At 62.2% G+C, this 18,955-nt stretch carries 14 protein-coding genes; 12 read left to right on the forward strand and 2 right to left on the reverse strand.

Annotated features, from left to right (window positions below; all coding sequences use genetic code 11):
• The first annotated feature begins 207 nt into the window (after positions 1-207).
• From B0E47_RS13320 to B0E47_RS13350, 7 genes are all read left to right on the forward strand, one after another.
• Positions 208-999: an ABC transporter permease gene (locus B0E47_RS13320; protein WP_254422924.1), complete on the forward strand. Its 792-nt coding sequence runs from the start codon at positions 208-210 to the stop codon at positions 997-999.
• On the forward strand, positions 977-2,362 hold the full coding sequence (locus tag B0E47_RS13325; protein ID WP_254422925.1) for an ABC transporter ATP-binding protein: 1,386 nt from the start codon (positions 977-979) through the stop codon (positions 2,360-2,362). Before B0E47_RS13320 ends, B0E47_RS13325 begins: the two co-directional genes overlap by 23 nt.
• Positions 2,352-3,890 (forward strand): class I SAM-dependent methyltransferase, encoded by a 1,539-nt coding sequence (locus tag B0E47_RS13330; protein WP_217318934.1) that lies wholly within the window; start codon positions 2,352-2,354, stop codon positions 3,888-3,890. Before B0E47_RS13325 ends, B0E47_RS13330 begins: the two co-directional genes overlap by 11 nt.
• 85 nt (positions 3,891-3,975) lie before the next feature.
• Positions 3,976-6,285, forward strand: a complete 2,310-nt coding sequence (locus B0E47_RS13335; protein WP_077514801.1) for a glycosyltransferase family 2 protein — start codon at positions 3,976-3,978, stop codon at positions 6,283-6,285.
• Between the two features lie 71 nt (positions 6,286-6,356).
• Positions 6,357-7,016: a hypothetical protein gene (locus tag B0E47_RS13340; protein ID WP_139351463.1), complete on the forward strand. Its 660-nt coding sequence runs from the start codon at positions 6,357-6,359 to the stop codon at positions 7,014-7,016.
• On the forward strand, positions 7,013-8,116 hold the full coding sequence (locus tag B0E47_RS13345; protein WP_077514732.1) for a GSCFA domain-containing protein: 1,104 nt from the start codon (positions 7,013-7,015) through the stop codon (positions 8,114-8,116). Before B0E47_RS13340 ends, B0E47_RS13345 begins: the two co-directional genes overlap by 4 nt.
• Complete coding sequence (locus B0E47_RS13350) at positions 8,106-9,140, forward strand: phytanoyl-CoA dioxygenase family protein (RefSeq protein WP_077514733.1); 1,035 nt, start codon at positions 8,106-8,108, stop codon at positions 9,138-9,140. Before B0E47_RS13345 ends, B0E47_RS13350 begins: the two co-directional genes overlap by 11 nt.
• Before the next feature lie 42 nt (positions 9,141-9,182).
• Here the strand turns inward: B0E47_RS13350 and B0E47_RS13355 are convergent, their stop codons facing one another.
• Both B0E47_RS13355 and B0E47_RS13360 read right to left on the reverse strand, forming a co-directional pair.
• Positions 9,183-10,049: a class I SAM-dependent methyltransferase gene (locus B0E47_RS13355; protein WP_077514734.1), complete on the reverse strand. Its 867-nt coding sequence runs from the start codon at positions 10,047-10,049 to the stop codon at positions 9,183-9,185.
• Positions 10,046-12,457 (reverse strand): CmcI family methyltransferase, encoded by a 2,412-nt coding sequence (locus tag B0E47_RS13360; RefSeq protein WP_077514735.1) that lies wholly within the window; start codon positions 12,455-12,457, stop codon positions 10,046-10,048. Before B0E47_RS13360 ends, B0E47_RS13355 begins: the two co-directional genes overlap by 4 nt.
• Positions 12,458-12,731: 274 nt before the next feature.
• Here B0E47_RS13360 and B0E47_RS13365 point away from each other — a divergent pair, with 274 nt between their 5' ends.
• The 5 genes from B0E47_RS13365 (at position 12,732) to B0E47_RS13385 (ending at position 18,915) form a co-directional block, all read left to right on the forward strand.
• Positions 12,732-13,901, forward strand: coding sequence for a PLP-dependent aspartate aminotransferase family protein (locus B0E47_RS13365; RefSeq protein ID WP_077514736.1), 1,170 nt, complete (start codon positions 12,732-12,734; stop codon positions 13,899-13,901).
• A gap of 89 nt (positions 13,902-13,990) precedes the next feature.
• Entirely contained in the window at positions 13,991-15,358 is a 1,368-nt protein-coding gene (locus B0E47_RS13370) for a glycosyltransferase family 4 protein (protein WP_254422926.1), read from the forward strand.
• A gap of 16 nt (positions 15,359-15,374) precedes the next feature.
• Entirely contained in the window at positions 15,375-16,172 is a 798-nt protein-coding gene (locus tag B0E47_RS13375; RefSeq protein ID WP_077514738.1) for an ABC transporter permease, read from the forward strand.
• Entirely contained in the window at positions 16,169-17,395 is a 1,227-nt protein-coding gene (locus B0E47_RS13380) for an ABC transporter ATP-binding protein (protein ID WP_077514739.1), read from the forward strand. The genes B0E47_RS13375 and B0E47_RS13380 overlap by 4 nt, the downstream gene beginning before the upstream one ends.
• Positions 17,392-18,915: an FkbM family methyltransferase gene (locus tag B0E47_RS13385; protein WP_168171069.1), complete on the forward strand. Its 1,524-nt coding sequence runs from the start codon at positions 17,392-17,394 to the stop codon at positions 18,913-18,915. Before B0E47_RS13380 ends, B0E47_RS13385 begins: the two co-directional genes overlap by 4 nt.
• The last annotated feature ends 40 nt before the right edge of the window (positions 18,916-18,955 follow it).

The following is an 18,955-nucleotide window of genomic DNA, read 5'->3' on the forward strand; positions in this document are numbered from 1 at the left end:
GGACATTCGGGCGCGAATGGTGCGTCTGCGGCTGGTATGGTTTGACCGGAGCAGCCAGGCCAGCGTCCGGCGGAACAAGCACATAGTTTGCCATTGAATGATGGCGGAGTTGGGGAGCAGGCAGATGGTTACAGGCGGCTGGTCGGCGACGCTTCGGGGTCTGGCGATATTCGGGCAAGGTGCAGGATAAGGATGGAAGCAGCAAACATGTCGCTGTCGAGGCGCATCTGGGCAAGGCGGGACGTATTCTGGGAACTTGCCAAGCGCGATGTGGCCGGGCGCTACAGCGGGTCGTTCCTCGGCCTGCTGTGGTCGTTCTTCAACCCGTTGCTGATGCTGGCCGTGTATACGCTGGCCTTCCGCGTATTCCTGGGCATGCGCTGGCCGAACATGGCGTCGGGGATCGATTTTTCGCTGATGATCTTCTGCGGGATGATCGTGCACTCGCTGCTGAGCGAGTGCCTTGTGCGTGCGCCGACCGTGATCGTCTCGCAGAGCAACCTGGTCAAGCGGGTGGTGTTCCCGCTGGCCATCCTGCCTTGCGTGATGGTGGCCTCGTCTCTTTTCAACGCCTTTCTCAGCCTGGTGGTATTGCTGATTTTCGTGCTGCTTTCCAAGCACGCCTTGCATCCCACCGTGTTGTATCTGCCCGTGCTGTATGCGCCCTACGTGCTGTTGCTGTGTGGCGTGAGCTGGTTGATGGCCTCGCTGGGCGTGTTCATTCGCGATGTCACCCAGGTTGCAGGGGTGATTTCGACCATGCTGATGTTCCTGAGTCCGGTGTTCTACCCGGCGTCGAATCTGAAGGAGCCGTACCGTGACTGGATCGTGTTCAATCCACTGACCACGATGATCGAACAGACACGTCAGCTCGTGCTGTTCGGACAGCCACCGGACTGGCATGCGCTCGGCCTGTATACACTGGCGGCGCTGGCCGTGCTGCTGTTCGGCTATTTCTGGTTTCAGCGCACTCGGGATGGGTTTGCCGATGTCCTCTGAGTCGGTTCCGACCCTGGCAGTGCCGAATACCGAAGCCGTGATCGAGGTCCGCGGGCTCGGCAAGTGCTATCAGCTCTACGACAAGCCGGTACATCGGATGCTGCAAAGCCTGATTGGCGGCAGGCAGCGCTTCTATCGCGAATTCTGGGCATTGCGCGGGATCGATTTCGAGGTTCGGCGTGGCGAGACGCTGGGCATCGTCGGCCGCAACGGCGCCGGCAAGTCGACCTTGCTCCAGCTCATCGCCGGCACGCTCAGGCCCAGTGAGGGCCGTACTGCCGTCCATGGTCGGGTAGCTGCCCTGCTCGAGCTCGGCAGTGGCTTCAATCCCGAATTCACCGGTCGCCAGAACGTATATCTGAATGCCTCGATCCTCGGCCTGAGCCGCAGCGAGGTCGATGCGCGTATCGACGACATCCTTGCCTATGCCGAGATCGGTGATTTTGTCGACCAGCCGGTGCGTAGCTATTCTACCGGCATGGTGATGCGCCTGGCCTTCGCCGTGGTGACGCACGTGGACGCGGATATCCTGATCATCGACGAGGCACTGGCCGTGGGCGATGCCTTCTTCATGCAGAAGTGCATGCGCTATCTGCGCGAATTCCGAAAGCGCGGCACCATGCTTTTCGTCAGTCACGACGGTGGCGCGGTGACCAGCCTGTGCGAGCGGGCGATCTGGCTGGAGCGCGGCCGCGTGCAGCGCATCGGCAATGCGCGTACGGTGATGGAGGCTTATATCGAGGCCTCCGTGATCGAACGCCAGGGCGGGGCAAGCGCGCGCGGACCAACACGGCTTCACAAGGCGCGCGAAATGCTTCCCGCTCAGGTGGATTCGCGGCAGGAGCTGATGGACCGCTCGACTCTGCGCAACGATCTCCGGGTCTTTCCATTCAAGCCAGATATCGAAGGGTTCGGAGAATGCAAGGCGCAAATCACGCACGTGGCGTTTCGCAACGAAAGCGGGAATGCGGTGGCGATGGTCGTGGCCGGCGAATGCGCGACGCTGGAAATCGATCTTCTCGCAGAGGGTGCGATCGACAACGTCATCGTGGGCTTCTACGTGAAGGATCGGCTTGGCCAGCTACTGTTTGGCGACAACACGGTGCTCTGCCACGAAGGCGACTTCGCGGTCACTCCCGGTGAAACACTGCATGCCAGTTTCCGCTTTGTCATGCCGCGATTACTTCCGGGCGACTATTTCGTCGCGGCCGGCCTGGCCGAAGGAACCCAGGAGCAGCACGTGATCCAGCACTGGCTGCACGAAGCGTTACGATTCACGGCAATAGGCGGCACTCTTGCTTCGGGATTGATCGGCATACCCATGCTCGATGTACGACTGGAACGGGCAGCACATGAACCGTAATTTTCACCTCGAAAACCATTCGTTGGTGTTGATGCGGCCACGCATCGTGCCGCCCTTCGGCTGGGTCGGCCATATCCCGTTCGCCTATCTTGTCGTCGACCTTCTGCGGCCACGCTGCCTGGTGGAGCTCGGCACCCATTCGGGCAATTCCTACATGGCGTTCTGTCAGGCGGTGCGCGCGCTGGAATTGTCTTGCCGGTGCACGGCAGTGGATGCCTGGCAAGGCGATGAACATGCCCTGCATTACGGAGAGCAGGTCTATCGGTCGCTTCGCTCTCGGCATGACCCGCTATATGGCGATTTTTCCCGATTGCTGCGCGCCAGCTTCGACGGTGCCGTGGGGCAGTTCGAGGACGGCAGCATCGACCTGCTGCACATCGACGGACTGCACACGTACGACGCGGTGCGCCACGACTTCAAAAGCTGGCTGCCGAAGCTCAGCGATCGTGCCGTGGTGCTGTTGCACGACACGAGCGAGCGCGAACGCGGTTTCGGCGTCGACAGATTCTTCGGGGAGCTGTCGAGCCGGTACGCCTGTTTCGACTTCAGGCACAGCCACGGTCTGGGCGTGGTGGCTGTGGGTTCGCAGTTGCCGGCGGCATTCTCGGCCTTCATGCGGGAGGCCGGCGATTCGCCTGAAGCGATGCGCGGCTTTTTCGAAGCGCTGGCCGGCACCTTGGTGGATGGCGACGACCGGCCGACGACGGCGGTCACCGAACCACAGCCGGTGGTCTGCCAGCTGTTCTATCGGGGGCGGGACGAGGCCTACGACGAAAGCCGCATGATCTCCCAGCCGGTCGATGCCACCGACGATACGGTGGACCTGCAGTTCCGTTTGCCGGTGGGCATTCGTCCGGATTACCTGCGGTTCGATCCGGCCGACTTCCCCGGGATCTACGGTTTGAAGCGGGTCATGCTGCAGGAGGGAGCCGATTCGCACGTGAAAGAGTTACCGCAGTTGCCCGGTCGACTGGGTCATGTCAACGGCGAATGGGTGGATGCTGCCGGCATGCATACCCTGCGGTTGGTCAGTTTTGATGGCGATCCGAATGTGGAGTTCGAGATCGGCAGTGCTCTTGCAGAAGTGGTCGGCGACGACGGCTTGCAAATCACCATCCGCGTCGATTACGAACTGGTGGTTTCCGATCCCGCGTTGCATCGTCTGCTGGAACAACAGGCTGCCGTCAGCATGCGTCGGTATGCGCGCGCACGAGTGGATGTGCAGAACCTGTCCCAGGCGTTCTCGCAGCAACGGGGCGAGATGCAGGGCCTGGCCCAGGCGTTCTCGCAGCAACGGGGTGAGATGCAGAGCCTGGCCCAGGCGTTCTCGCAGCAACGGGGCGAGGTGCAGAATCTGTCCCAGGCGGTCTCGCAGCAGCGGGACGAGGTGCAGAGCCTGACCCATGCATTCTCGCAACAGCGAGAGGAAGTGACGCTCGCCCTGCAGCAGCTCCAGCAGGGTATCAATCTGCTGGCAAGGCGTGGCTTCTGGCCTCGGCTGAGGAGGTTCATCAAGCGTGGGCAGTGAGCAGCGGAGCCTATCTTCCATGTATCCATCGCTGTGGCACGGCCTGTGTAGCGCCCTGGGCCGCTGGCGTCGGCGGTTGCGTGGCATGTCGCTGGCTCTGCAGCCACTCGACCAATTGGAGCCGGCGGCGGGCCGACCGGGTTGGTGGCAGGCCAGCGGCAACGATCCGAAGTTTGCATGCATAGCCGGGGGCTTTCCCCTGAAAGCGGGCTGGTACCGCCTTTCGATCGAGCTGGAGGACATCGATGGTGACTGGCTGGAGCCGATGCTCTACATGGACTACGGCTACGGTATGCACGAAACCTGGTCCCTGTACCTGGGTTTCGTGCGACGCGGTGCGCGGCGTCATGTTGGTGTGGTGTTGTTCCCGTTCGCCGTCCAGCGGCTGCGCTTCGACCCCGCCAGTGCTCCATGCAGGTTCCGGGTGGAGGGCTTCGGACTCAGGCGGATCGGCCGCATCGGGGCCGCCTGGCGCATGCTGCGCGCGGTGGCGAAGAGCCGCGTGACGCAAGGTTCCGGTCATCGCGAACTGATGCTGGATGCCTGGCGCAAGCTGCGGGGGCTGGGCGGTCGCCACGCCTTCGCGTCGTGGTTGCATGAACAATATGTTGCCCATGGCAACATCAAGGCGCCGACCTACGAGCGCTGGCTGAATTTGTATGACCAGTCCCGCGTGTCGTCCGAAATGTCCCCGGACTCGCTGGTCTCTATCCTGCTGCCCACTTTCAACACTCCCGAGAAATGGCTGCGGCGTTGCCTGGACAGTGTGCTTGCGCAGACCTATCCACACTGGGAATTGTGCATATGCGACGACGCGTCCACCCTGCCGCAGGTACGCGAGGTGCTGGAGCACTACGCCGCGCACGATTCGCGGATCCGCATCATCTGGCGCGAGAGCAACGGCCATATTTCGGCAGCGTCGAACAGCGCGCTGGCCATTGCCCAGGGCGATTGGATCGCCTTGCTCGACCACGACGACGAATTGCATCCGGTGGCGCTGGCCACGGTCATCGGGGCATGGCGGCGTCATCCGCAATGGCAGTTCGTCTACACGGACGAGGACAAGATCAACGCCGATGGGCAGCGCTATGATCCCTACTTCAAACCCGACTGGAATCCCGACCTGTTGCTCGGGCAGAACTGTGTCAGCCATCTGGGCGTCTATTCGCGGGCGCTGGTGAATGCTGTAGGCGGTTTCCGCCAAGGGCTGGAAGGCAGCCAGGATTGGGATCTGGCGCTGCGCTGTAGCGAGCGGCTGGCACCGGAGCAGATTGGACATGTGCCGGTGGTGCTCTACCACTGGCGGGCGATTGCGGGATCGACCGCACAGGGCGTGGGCGAGAAATGCTACGCCCACGAAGCCGGTCGCCGTGCGCTGCAAGGGCATCTCGAGCGGACCGGCGTGGCGGCCGAAGTGCTCGAGATCGACGGCATGATGGGTGCATTCCGCGTCCGTTACCCTACGCCCACATCGCCGCCGTCGATCAGCATCATCGTGCCGACCCGGGATCGGCTGGACCTGTTGCGCCGGTGCGTGGAATCGATTCTGGAGCGGACGACGTATCCGCGCTACGAGATCCTCGTCGTGGACAACCAGTCCGTCGAGCCGGAGTCGCTTGCGTATCTCTCCAGTTTCAATGATCACCCGAAGGTGCGGGTGCGCAAGCACGATCAGCCGTTCAACTACTCGAGCATCAATAACGATGCCGTGGGCGGTTGCCGCGGCGAGTTGATCTGCCTGCTCAATAATGACGTCGAGGTGATCACTCCGGACTGGCTGGAGGAGCTGGCGAGTCAGGCGCTCCGCCCACGTGTGGGTGCCGTGGGAGCCATGCTGTACTACCCCGACGACACCATCCAGCATGCCGGTGTGGTGACCGGGGTACACGGCGTGGCGGCGCATCCTTACTCCGGCATGCCGCGCGGCTTCCCGGGACAGATGGCGCGGGCAAGGCTGGTGCAGGGCATGAGTGCAGTCACCGCCGCCTGCCTGATGGTGCGGCGTGAGGTCTATCTCGAAGCGGGTGGTCTGGACACCGATTTGCAGGTCGCCTTCAACGACATCGATTTCTGCCTGCGGCTGAGGCAGCTTGGCTATACCAACATATGGACGCCATTTGCCGAGCTTTACCATCACGAATCTGCGTCGCGCGGACATGAAGACACGACGGAGAAATGGACGCGTTTCATGGGTGAAGTGGAGTTCATGAAGCGTCGATGGGGCAGTCAGCTGGAATGGGATCCCGCTTACAATCCCAACCTCACGCTTTCTGGCGAACCGTTTGAGTTGGCTTTTCCCCCGCGCGAGTGGTGCTTTTTATCGAGCGCACCTTTCATCGTGAAGGACGTCAACGGTCCGGAGGAAATACGCCAGTCACAGACTTCGGTGGCGTAATGTTCACTTCAAAGCAACAACCGGGTGCGTGCGACCCACTGCTGTGCATCGGCCACAGCCATGTCGCCTGCGTGGCACAGGCCGCCGTGAAACTGGAGGTCCCGCTGCAGGCAATGAACTTCTGGGAGATGCCCCGGGCGATTCTGCGCGAGGACGGTGTGCCGCGTTTATCGTTGGACATCGAGCTGCGACTGCGTCGACATCCTGGGCCGTTGTTCTCGCTGATGGGCGGCGCAGCCCACGGCGTCCTCGGCATGCTGGTGCATCCGCGCCGCTTCGATTTCGTGCTGCCCGCTCAACCGGATCTGTCGCTCGATCCGCTCGCCGAGATCCTGCCGGTGCTGGCGGTCCGGGGCATGCTTGAATCACTGATGACAGACTATCTGGCACTGATGACGCAATTGCGCCAGTTCTGTACCGGGGCGCTGTTCCATGTCGAACCGCCGCCGCCGTATGCCGATGCAGGGCGTATGCATGCCGACATCCCGTGGCCGCTGTATCCCGGGATGTGCCATGAAATCTCGCCAGCCCCGTTCCGCCTCAAGCTATGGCGGCTGCACACGCAAATACTCGATGACTGGTGCCGCGCGAATGACACGAAGTTGTTGCGCTGTCCGGCCGAAGCGATGGATGCCGACGGGTTCATGCGTGAAGCCTTTTACGGTGACGGCGCTCACGCCAACGTGGCTTATGGCGAACTGGTTCTGCAGCAGATGAAGGGCCTGGCATGAGCCATCCCTACAAGAACATTCCCGACGTACAGCGATGGAGCCGCGCGATGGCCTATCGCACCAGCGCCGACATCGACCCCGTGACACCGCCGCCGTTCCGAATCGGCGTGGATGCGCGCGTGGTCACGGCGGGTAGCTGTTTCGCACAGCATGTTGCCCGCCACCTGCGCGAGCAGGGGCAGGCGTGCTTCGAAACCGAGCCGGCGCATCCACTGCTGCCGGATGAACTGGCGGCTGCCTTCAACTACGGCATCTACGCGGCGCGCTACGGCAACATCTATACCGCCCGCCAATTGCTCCAGCTGTGGCATCGCGTCACTGGCGCCTTCGAGCCGGCCGACGACATGTGGGCGTGGTCGGAGGGTTGGTACGACCCGTTTCGTCCGACCATCCAGCCCGGCGGCTTCGCTTCGTTGCGCGAATACCGTGAGGATCGCCGCCAGCATTTCGCGGCCGTGCGGCGCGCCTTCACCGAGATGGACGTGTTCGTCTTTACCCTTGGCCTCACCGAGTGCTGGGTCTCGCGCGAGGATGGTGCCGTCTATCCGTTGTGCCCCGGTGTCGCGGCCGGTGAGTTCGACGCTGGAAAGCACAGGCTGTACAATTTTTCTGCGGATGAGGTGACGGCCGACCTGCGTGCGTTCATTGGCGAGGTGCGTCAGGTCAACCCGCGTCTGCGGGTGATCCTCACCGTATCCCCCGTGCCGCTGGCGGCGACCGCAGAACCGCAGCACGTGCTTACTGCGACCACCTATTCCAAGGCGGTGTTGCGGGTGGCGGCGGAACAGGCGTGCAGGCTGCCGGACGTGTACTATTTTCCGTCCTACGAAATCGTCAATGCGGCGGGCCCGGCCTATTTTGCCGAGGATCGCCGCTCAGTCAGCGAGCAGGGAGTGCGTCACGTGATGTCGCTGTTCTTCCGTCACCTGATGGAAAGGCCGGACGCGGGACTGCTCGCATCGCCGGCGCCGGCGGGCGATGACTTCCTGCGGCAGGCTCAGGCCGTGGTGGACACGCTTTGCGACGAACAGCGGCTCGATCCGTCGCCCATTACCCAACCCCCGGAACACGACCGGCTGGAGGGCCGCGATGACCACTGATGCGCTGCTGGACGACGGCCTCATGCGTGCCCACGAACTGATGCGCCAACGTCGCTTCGGCGAAGCGATCGACTGGCTTGCCGATCTTTGTCGCCAGTATCGGGATGACCGGCTGGAACGGCTGCTTGCGTTGTGTCGCTACCGCAGTTTTGTCGAGCAGCCGCCACACTCGGACGTGCCCGACCCATGGCACGCCGGAGTGCCCGACCCGTTCGCCGATGTGGCAGGGGTGCCAGAGATCTCGGCCAGCCAGCTCAACGCCGCGACGCTTGCCGCAGGCATCCACCATCACGGCGCGCTGCTGGTGCGCGGACTGCTGGAGGAGCCTGCGGCACTGCAGTTGGCCGATGGCATCAGGGCGGCGCTTGATGCTTGCACGGCGTGGCACGACAAAGGTGAGGGCGAGTTCGACGGCAGCTGGTATTCGCGCCTGCCGCTGCAGGATGGCTGCGAACTGGCCCAAGCCCGACCTTGGGTCGAGAGCGCGGGGGGCGTGTGGCTGGCCGATTCGCCGCGCATGCTGCATGAGCTCACGGATCTGTTCGACGTACGCGGACTCGTCGATGTTATCGCCGGCTATTTCGGCGAGCGACCGATGATGTCGGTGGGCAAATCCACGCTGCGCTGCGTGCCGGGCACGCAGGGCGAGGCGGACTGGCACCAGGACGGCGCTTTCATGGGCGCCGACATCCGCAGCGTGAACCTCTGGCTCAGCCTTTCGCACTGCGGGCATGACGCCTCGGGACTGGAATTCCTGCCGCGTCGACTTTCACGCGTGCTGCCCACCGGCAGTCACGGCGCGCACTTCGGCTGGTCGGTCGGGCCCGGTATGGTCGAAATCGCAGCCGAAGGCATGGCCACGGTCAGCCCCGTGTTCGCACCGGGCGACGCGCTCTTGTTTGACCACTACTTCCTGCATCGCACCGGTGTCCCGACGGCGATTGCGAAGGACCGCTACGCGATCGAATCGTGGTTCTTCGCACCTTCCGCGTACCCCACCCAGCAGGTTCCGCTGCGCCTGTGAGCGGGCCCGGCAGTCAGCCGGACGAGGCGGCGGGTTGTGCAGTCAGTCGCGCTCCAGTTCGTCGATCCGCACGCGTTGTGCCTCGATCACTCCGCGCGCGCGAGCGAGCGCTTCGGTGCGCCGGCTCAGGCAAGTTTCGGTTCGGGTCAGGATGGCGCGCAGGTGCATGCCGTCGGCTTCCAATGCCATGCAGGCTTCCAGCAGGTAGTCGGCGCTGAAGAATCCGTCGATCAATGCCTGGAGCGCGGGGGTCATCCGCGCCGCCGGCACCAGGATGCCGAGGCCGTTGAAGAACGGCAGCTTGCGGAAGGTGAAATAGGTTTCGACGCTGGCGATATAGTCCTCAATGGCGGTGAGCACCCCATTGCGCGGGCCGCCTTCGTGCAAGGCGTTGGCCAGCACACCGTTCATGCCATCTTCGATCAGTTCCGGTACGCCCGGCAGCATGCCGCGATAGGCGTAGGGATGTTTCTGCGAAGCTTCCAGATCATCCGGGTTGTAGTACATGTCGCGCCGGGCATACGGCCAGGCCACGTCATGCGAAATGATGATTGGCGGCGGCAGGCCGGTCTGCTCGGCGCGTGCATGCAGCAAGTTCAGCTCGGTGTAGACGGTAGCCCAGTTGTGGTCGCCGTCGATCAGCACTACATCCGGCGTTTCCAACTGCGGAATGGCCGCCACGCTCTTCAACGGCAGATAGCGGTACTCGGCCGGGCCGAACTGCGCCAGCACCTCGTGCAGGCCGGGTTGTGGCGCCGGATCGATGATGTCGGCCTGGGCGCCCGTGGCGCGGCAGTAGGTGAGGATGTTGCTGGTATTCCAGCCACGATCCGCGCCGATCTCCATGAGGCGGCGCGGTTGCGCGATTTCGATCAGCGGGTGGATGTAGCGTTGCCAGAAACGATTCATTGAGCGTGCTCCAGGGGCGCGTGCCAGGCAGGTACGAGGTCGTCCAGCGTGGCGTCGTAGTTGGTGGCAGTCACCGTGCCGCCGATCTTGCGCAGGAAGCCCGACGGACAAGCACTGATCAATTGCCGGTTCCAACTGCGATCGATCGCGAACGACGGATCGCCGCTGATGAATTCGCGAATGACCTGCAGGTACTGATGGGTCGAATAACCCAGCCAAGGTTGTCCGAACAAGGTACCCAGGCAGACCAGCCAGGAGCGGTACGAGACGAGCGCACCCCAGGCCTGCAGCGTCGCCGACGTGAACGCGGCGTCCGGGTCTGCGGCGTGCAGGACCAGCACGGCCTCTGCGCTGCCGGCCCAGTGTCGCGCCGTGGCGAGGATGTGCGGATTGTCAGGTGAGCCATGCAGCGTGGTGACTCGGGCGGTGGAGGGCCTTGCGATGGCAACTGCCGCTGGATCCACATGCAGGATGCGTGCAGCCGGGTTCTCCGTGGCCAGCAGCGCGCTGTCGATGAAGGCGACCAGGCCGGTTTCGGCGCCCACCATGGCGATGGCATCAGGCTTGAGCTGGTGGATGATCTGCTGTAGGCCCACCAGGTCGGCTGGCGCCACGCCAGTCGGTTGGCCCAGCCAGGTGACGTCGCGCTGCAACCCGCATTCGGCGTATACCGACTGCAGGTAGCTCTGCGCACCATCGTCGAAGTGCAGCGCCATCTGGCCAGGCCGGATCCGGTCGGTGACGCCGAGGCGCATCGGCAGCAGCGTGCGCTGGCGCACGCCCGTGGCGAACTCCGAATGCATGCCGCCGCGAAAGTCCAGACGGGAGCGATGCACCCCGGCGAAATCGTTGCCTCGCAGCGTGCGGTAGGCGTTGGCGTAGGAGCGTACGCGCGAATCTTTTTCGGCATCGTCCACGTTGGTCGTGGTGCCGTCGTGAAACTGGTGGAAACTTGCCTCGCCGATCAGCGACACCAGCGGGCCGGTAGCCGCCTCGCTGGCACGTCGCCACAGATCGAGGTTGGCGAAACCGCCACCAGCCTGATCGAACGCCTCGTCGAAACCGCCGATGCGATCGAACAGCGCAGTAGGCAGCATCAGGCAGTTGCTTTCGCTGAGCCCGTCGAACCAAGGCTCGGGATTTTCGCCGATCGGCGCACCGATCCGGAACAGGTCGTAACCGTTGCCCGGCCAGCGGATGCGTTCGAACAGCTGGTTCTCCAGCTCGCGGGTATAGCCGGCCAGCGCCAGCCAGCGCTGATCCCCGCCGATGAACCAATGGCGCAGCGCGACCACGGCGGCCGGATCCTCTCGCCATGCCAGTCGTGCCTGCTCGAATACGCCCGGCGTGAGCAGGTGGGCGCCATCGATCATCACCGCCAGGTACTTGCCGCGCGCCTGCAGCGCGGCCTCGTTCAGCGCCGCGCAGGGCGAAGCGAGCAGCCGGCTCGGGCGAACCAGGCGGAACTGCGGGCCGAACGAGGCGACCCAATCCGCATCCAGCGGCGGCTGCGAGCCGTTGTCGATGCACAGCACCTCGTAGTCCAGATCGCCCGCGCCGTGCTGGTAGTCGCTGCGCAGCGAGGTCAGCGTGCGCTCCGCCTCGCGCCGCATGTTGTAAAAATTGACGGTCACCGACAGCGTCACCGGCGCGCCGACAGGATCGCGCCGGAGCGGTTCCGGCAAGCGCGCCGCGGATGCGGAGGCAGGCCCGTTGGCGATGCGCACGCTGAACGGGCTGCCCAGCAGCCGCGCCCCCCCTTCGGCCAGGCGCAGCTCCAGTCGGTGCAGGTGGCTGTCACGAAGCGAGTCGGGCACGGCCAGGTCGAAACCGCAGCAGCCATCGCCTTGGTACAGCTCGGCGATGTCGGCGCGCCATTGGCTGGTCGGGAAGCGGAGCAGCTCGCGCTCGCCTTCGTGCAGGGACAGCTCGACCGGGCGGGCGCTGCCGTCGCGCCAGCGCACCCAGCCGCGGATGCGCTGCGGGCCGCATTGATCCAGCGAGCCTTCCAATTGCGCCGTGCTGATCGGCAGCGGCAGGATGTCGACCGCCGCTTGCGGCAGTTCGGTGGCGGGCGGCCCGCTGCTCAGCGGGCTGCCCAGCAGGGGCTGTACCTGTTCGCCGTCCACGGCGACCACCGACAGCAAGGTATCGGGCGGCGGCGGCGGATCCAGCGTGATGGCGAATGCACAATGACCGTCGCGCTTGCCGGCGGCGGCCAGATCGGCGCGGAACAGGCCTGCCTCACCGCTGCCCAGCAGGGCCTGGCCGGATCGGATCTCGACGCGAACCGGCCCCGAATCGCCGTCGCCCAGCCACGCCCAGCCATGCACGGTGTGGTTCGAGATGCCGTCCACGACCCCCTCCAGCAACCGGGAAGGCGAGGGAGCGGTGGGGCTGTTCGTCATCAGAGCGTCTCGTGTGGCTATCGACAACCTGCCGACGGCGAGCGGGGGCCCGCGGCGTGCGGCGGGAAAGGACAAAGATCGCGTGTCCGCCCGCAATGTGCAATACGCTGGCGCATGTCACGGCCAGGCGAGGCATGCCAGAGGGAGTTGAAGGCAGTTGCGCCGTGGCGGCCCGGCTGAACGACCTGGCCGCCACGGTTCAGCATGAGGGAGCATGACGAGTAGAATGGACGCTTTGCCAGCTATGTCTCAGCCTGCGGAACCGCGAGTCACCATGAATAAACCCAGCAAAGCCACCAACCGCGGTCTTGGCACCCGCGCCATCCATGCCGGCCAGCACCCCGACCCGAGCACCGGCGCGATCATGACGCCGATCTACGCCACCTCCACCTACGTGCAGGAGAGCCCGGGCAAGCACAAGGGCTACGAGTATTCGCGCACGCAGAACCCCACGCGGATGGCCTACGAGCGCTGCGTGGCCGATCTTGAAGGTGGCTTGGCGGGCTTCGCGTTCGCCTCTGGCCTGGCCGCGGCGGCGACCGTGCTGGACCTGCTCGATTCGGGCAGCCATGTCATTGCGATGGACGACCTCTACGGTGGCACCTACCGCCTGTTCGAAAAAGTGCGCCGGCGTTCGGCCGGGCTGGATTTCAGCTTTCTTGATCTGAATGACGCCGACGCCATGAAGGCGGCGCTCAAGCCGAACACGCGGATGATCTGGGCGGAGACGCCGACCAACCCGATGTTGAAACTGGTCGATCTGGCCAAGGTCGCGGCGTTCGCGAAGAAGCACGGCCTGATCCTGGTGGTCGACAACACATTCTGCTCGCCGATGATCCAGCGTCCGCTGGAATACGGTGCGGACCTGGTGCTGCATTCGGCCACCAAGTACCTCAACGGCCATTCCGACATGGTCGGCGGCATCGTCGTCGCCCGCAGCAAGGAACTGGCCGAGCAAATGGGCTTCCTGCAGAACTCGGTCGGCGCCGTGGCCGGCCCGTTCGACGCTTTCCTCGCGATGCGCGGCCTGAAGACCTTGCACCTGCGCATGAAGGCGCATTGCGAAAGCGCACTGGAACTGGCGAAGTGGCTGGAAAAGCATCCGGCCGTGGAGCGGGTGATTTATCCGGGTCTCAAGAGCCATCCGCAGCATGGCCTGGCGAAGCGCCAGATGGATGGTTTTGGCGGCATCATCAGCATTGAGGTGAAGGGTGGCCTGAAAAAGGCCCGACGCATGCTGGAACGCTGTGAGCTGTTCGCGCTGGCCGAATCGCTCGGCGGCGTCGAGAGCCTGATCGAACACCCGGCGATCATGACCCACGCCTCGGTGCCGGCGGCCAACCGCAAGCGGCTGGGGATCAGCGATGGGTTGATTCGCCTGTCCGTGGGCGTGGAGGATCTTGTCGATCTTCGTGCGGAGCTGACATACGCCTTGGGCAATTGATCCATGGCGTGCATGTATACGAACGCCGGTATATCGATCGGAGGACTGCGATGAGCGTCGCCGGCAAACCCCGGAGAAGCGTCGGACTCATGCTGCTCAACTTGTCGGCCTGGATTCGCGGACAGCCCTGGTTGAAGGAAATCTATCGCCATTTCCCCCAACCGTTGCGCAACAAGGTGTCCGAAAAGCTCGCTTCGCGCGCCAGTACGCAGATCAAGTTTCGACGGACACCGAAGTGGGGAGGCGGCACGCGGTTACCTGCTTCTCCAGGCGGGGTGGCAGTGCGTCGCCACGAGTTCGGTGCCGCGGCCGGTGTGAACGTGTTTGCCTATGCGCGCGGACAGTCCGGGCTCGGCGAGAGCGCGCGCCTGTACGTGCGTGCCTTGCTGGCTGAAGGCTACCCCGTGGCTGTGCACAACATCGATATCGATATACCGCATGGCATGGACGACACCAGCCTGGATGAGCATATCTGCACCGCCACGCCATACGGTGTCAACTTGGTATTCGTCAATCCCGACTACCTTGACGACGCCATCGCGAACATTGGGCGCGAACGTCTTGCCGGCCGTCATACCATGGCCTGTTGGTTCTGGGAACTGGAGAAATTTCCGGAGGAGTGGCTGCCGGCATTGCGGGTGGTCGATGAAATCATGGTCTCGTCGGGTTTCATCGGCGAAGTGATCGGGTCAATCACGGACAAGCCCCTCCTGCACGTGCCGTTGCCGGTTGGCGACGTGGATGACAGCGGCTTGACGCGCATGGATTTTGGTCTGGAAGACGATACCTTCATCTTTCTCAACAGCTTCGATTTCAACTCCTTCCTGACCCGAAAGAATCCGTTTGCCGTGATCAAGGCGTTCCAGCGTGCCTTTGCTGACGGCCGGCCGGATGTGCGGCTGCTGATCAAGTCCAGCAATGGCCATCGCCATCCCGACAAATTGCGTGAGCTGTTGAACGCAGCGGCGAGTGACAGGCGCATCCTGGTTCGCGACGAAGTCATCGATCGCAATGATGTGCAGGCGCTGCAGCGATGTGCGGATGCGTACGTCTCATTGCATCATGCCGAAGGCTTCGGGCTCGGGCTTGCCGAATGCATGCGCCAGGGCAAACCGGTGATCGCCACAGCGTGGTCCGGCAACATGGAATTCATGACACCCGAAAACAGTTGCCTGGTCGATTATCGACTGGTGCCGGTGGGTGAAGGAGAGTATCTCCATCACGTCGGCCAGCGCTGGGCCGATCCGGACATAGACCACGCCGCGGCATACATGCGCCGGTTGGCTGATGACCGTGAATTTGCGGCAAGGATCGGCGCGCAGGCGGCGTTTGACATTCGCGACAAGCTCTCGCCACATACGGCGGCAGAGCGCATCATTCACCGGCTGGAGGCGTTATCGGCGTCTTCTGGCGCATTCGATGCTGCGGGTACTGGTTCGGTCACTGGCACCACATAAAAAAGGTACGCGCTTCATGAAGGAAATCCTGGCGGCGATATGGAGTTATCGCCATTTCATCGTTTCGTCGATCAAGAACGATCTGCGTGCGCGATTTGCGCGCAGCAAGCTTGGCGCCCTCTGGATGATCCTGCAGCCTCTGGCGCAGGTCGCCATCTACGCGTTGGTGATGGCGCGCATCATGGCGGCCAAGCTGCCGGGTATCGACAATCGCTATGCATACGTGATCTATCTGATGGCTGGCATGATCGCCTGGTCGTTGTTTGCCGAGGTGGTGACCCGATCGATGGCCATGTTCGTCGATAGCGGCAATCTGATGAAGAAGATGGCATTCCCGCGTGTTTGCCTGCCCATTATCATTGGCGGCTCATGTTTGGTGAATAATCTGCTTTTGCTCCTGACAGCAGCGGGTTTATTTCTGGTGCTCGGCCAGCCGCTGAGTCTGGCGATGCTGTGGTTGCCAGTGCTGATTGGCATCAATCTGGCATTTGCCCTCGGTATCGGTCTGATCCTTGGCGTTCTGAATGTTTTCGTCAGGGATGTGGCCCAGGTAATGACCGTGGTGCTGCAGTTGTGGTTCTGGTTCACCCCAATCGTCTATATGGCAAGCATTCTTCCGGATGGTTTGCGCGCGGTGCTGGAATTCAACCCGATGATGCACATGGCCGTCGCCTTCCAGGACGTCCTTCTTTATCGGCGTATACCTCACGACATCCTCGGGTTGGGCATCATCGCAGTGGCAGCGATTATTTTGTTGCTGTTTTCCTTGACTTTGTTCAGGCGCGCGTCGCCGGAAATGGTGGATGTGCTGTGAGCAAACCGCTTCTAGCCGTACATGGACTTGGCAAAGCCTTTCGTGATTACCGATCTGAATGGGGTCGATTTGCAGGGTGGTTCGGCTTTCATGCCCGGGTAAAATCCGAGACTTGGGTGCTTCGCGATATTTCGTTAAGTGTTGCTCCCGGTGAGTCCATTGGTATTGTCGGTCAGAATGGTGCAGGCAAGAGCACGTTGCTCAAGCTGATTACTGGCACGCTGCAGCCTACAAAGGGGACTGTGGCGGTCAATGGCCGCATTGCGGCCATTCTTGAGCTTGGGATGGGGTTCAGTCCCGAACTCAGCGGACGCGAGAATGTCTACCATTCGGCAGGGCTTATGGGTTTTTCCCGTCAGGCTATTGACAGTGTCATCGGCGATATCGAGACATTTGCCGAGATCGGCGAATACTTCGATGAACCCGCCCGCACGTATTCCACCGGCATGCAGATGCGCGTGGCATTCTCCGTCGCGACTGCATTCAGGCCGGATATTCTCATTGTCGATGAGGCGTTATCGGTCGGTGATAGCTATTTCCAGCACAAGTGCTTCAAGCGGATTCGCGAGTTTCGCGAGCTGGGTACCAGCCTCCTGATTGTTTCGCATGATGCGGGTGCCGTGCAGAACCTGTGCGATCGTGCGCTGCTGCTTGAGGGCGGTGCATTGATCAAGGATGGGGACCCCGCCGAGGTCATGGATCTGTACAACGCTTTGATTGCCGAGCGCGAGAACAGCACAGTCAAGGTTACGGAGCACCAGAGTGGTAGAAAGCAGACGATTTCCGGTACCGGTGAAGCGCGTGTCGAAGAAATCCAACTATTGAACAGCGATGGGCAACCGATTGAGTTTGCCGGTGTCGGGGAATCAGTTACGTTACGGGTTGCAGTGGCGACCACCGTTGATGTGCCACGTCTGGTATTGGGTTACATGATCAAGGATCGATTGGGTCAGCCAGTATTCGGCACCAATACTCACTTCACGGGACAGGCCATTGAACTGGTCAAGGCTGGCCAGCAGATCGAGTTTCGCATTGCGTTTCCGATGAATTTCGGTCCGGGCAGCTATTCGATCTCGACAGCACTCGTCAGCACAGATACCCATCTGGTCAATAACTACGAATGGCGCGACCTGGCGCTTGTCTTTACCGTTTCCAACATGAGTCACGCGAAATTCATCGGATCAGCCTGGGTCCCACCCGATATCAGGATCGAAATGTCGTGACCAACGTTTCCTATGCCCAGAACTATGAAGACGTAATGTTGCTCCGTGCGCTAGGCGGAGTCAGGCGTGGCTTCTACATTGATGTCGGTGCGCAGGATCCGGTCAACGATTCGGTGACCAAGATGTTCTACGAGCAAGGCTGGCATGGTATCAACATCGAGCCGGTTTCGCACTGGTATGAGCGCCTGCTGGTCGACCGTCCGCATGACATCAATCTGCAGCTTGCCGTGTCCGATGCGCCTGGTCAGTTGCATTTGTTCGAAGTGGTGGACAGTGGCCTTTCGACAACTGATCCTGAGTTTGCCCAGCGACATGCGCAGGCGGGATTCGGCATTCGCGAGTCGAATGTCGCCTGCGTCACTCTTGACCATATTTGTGAGATACATGGGGTCACGGATGTCCATTTCCTCAAGATTGATTGTGAGGGAGCAGAAGCTGCCGCTTTGCGCGGTATATCGCTTGAGCGGATACGCCCATGGATTATCCTCGTGGAGGCTACCGAGCCGAATAGCCAGAAGCCGGCCTATACCGAATGGGAGCCACTGCTCATCCAACGGGGCTATCAGTTTGCATATGCCGACGGTCTGAACCGGTTCTATGTGCCGGACGAGCATGCCGAGCTGCTCGGAGCCTTTGCTTATCCTCCCAATGTTTTTGACAAATTCATCCGGGCCCCTGAAGCAGCGGCCCATGAGCATCTGCGCGAGGCGCAAGGTCGCCTGGCGATTGCCATTGATGCGCAGAACATGGCGCATTTGCATGCAGAAAACGAGCGCCGCGAAGCGGCCTTGGTCGAATTGAGGCGGGTATTGGACGAGCGCGATTGCGAGCTGACCCAATCCCACAATGCGCTGACCCATGTCAGCGATGAGCTGACCCAATCCCACGATGCGCTGGTCCAAGTCAACGATGAGCTGGTCCAAGTCAACGATGAGCTGGCCCAAGTCAAGGATGAACTGGCCCAAGTCAAGGATGAACTGGCCCAAGGTAACGAAAGGATGCGGTATAGCGCCGATGAAGTCTTGCGACTGCACGCAGAAAGCAACTTGCGGGTTCCTGAAATCGATCGCTTGCGGCATGAGCTTGCGGTCAGCGATCAGGAAGTCGGTCGGCTGCACTATGCGGTCGAGGCTCGCAATCAGGAAATCGGGCGATTGAACGAGACACTCCAGGCAGCCCATGGAAGTACATCCTGGCGTATCACGGCTCCGTTGCGAGCAATGGGCCGGGCGATGCATGTCCTGCGACGCGCCGGTCGCGGTTCGATTTATCAGATAGTTCGATGGCCGGCACGCCTTGTCCGTCCGATATTGCGCAAGGTCGTGCAATGGTCGTGGTTGAGGTCGCCCGTGGTTGCCATTGCGGGGCATGACTCGCGGGTTGTGGCGAAAGCACGCCTGTTCCTTTTCGGCGTGCCACCTTCGGCACCGGCACAGGGGGCGATACTTCCCGAAGCGCCACTGACACGCACCGCCATGGCTGTGCTTGAACTGGTCAACCAAGTTCGCAAGCAGAAATAGTCGGGTCCGCTTTCATAAACATCCAGATGGAGAATGGATT

The sequence above is a fragment of the Rhodanobacter sp. B05 genome, from assembly GCF_002001085.1.
GTDB lineage: Bacteria > Pseudomonadota > Gammaproteobacteria > Xanthomonadales > Rhodanobacteraceae > Rhodanobacter.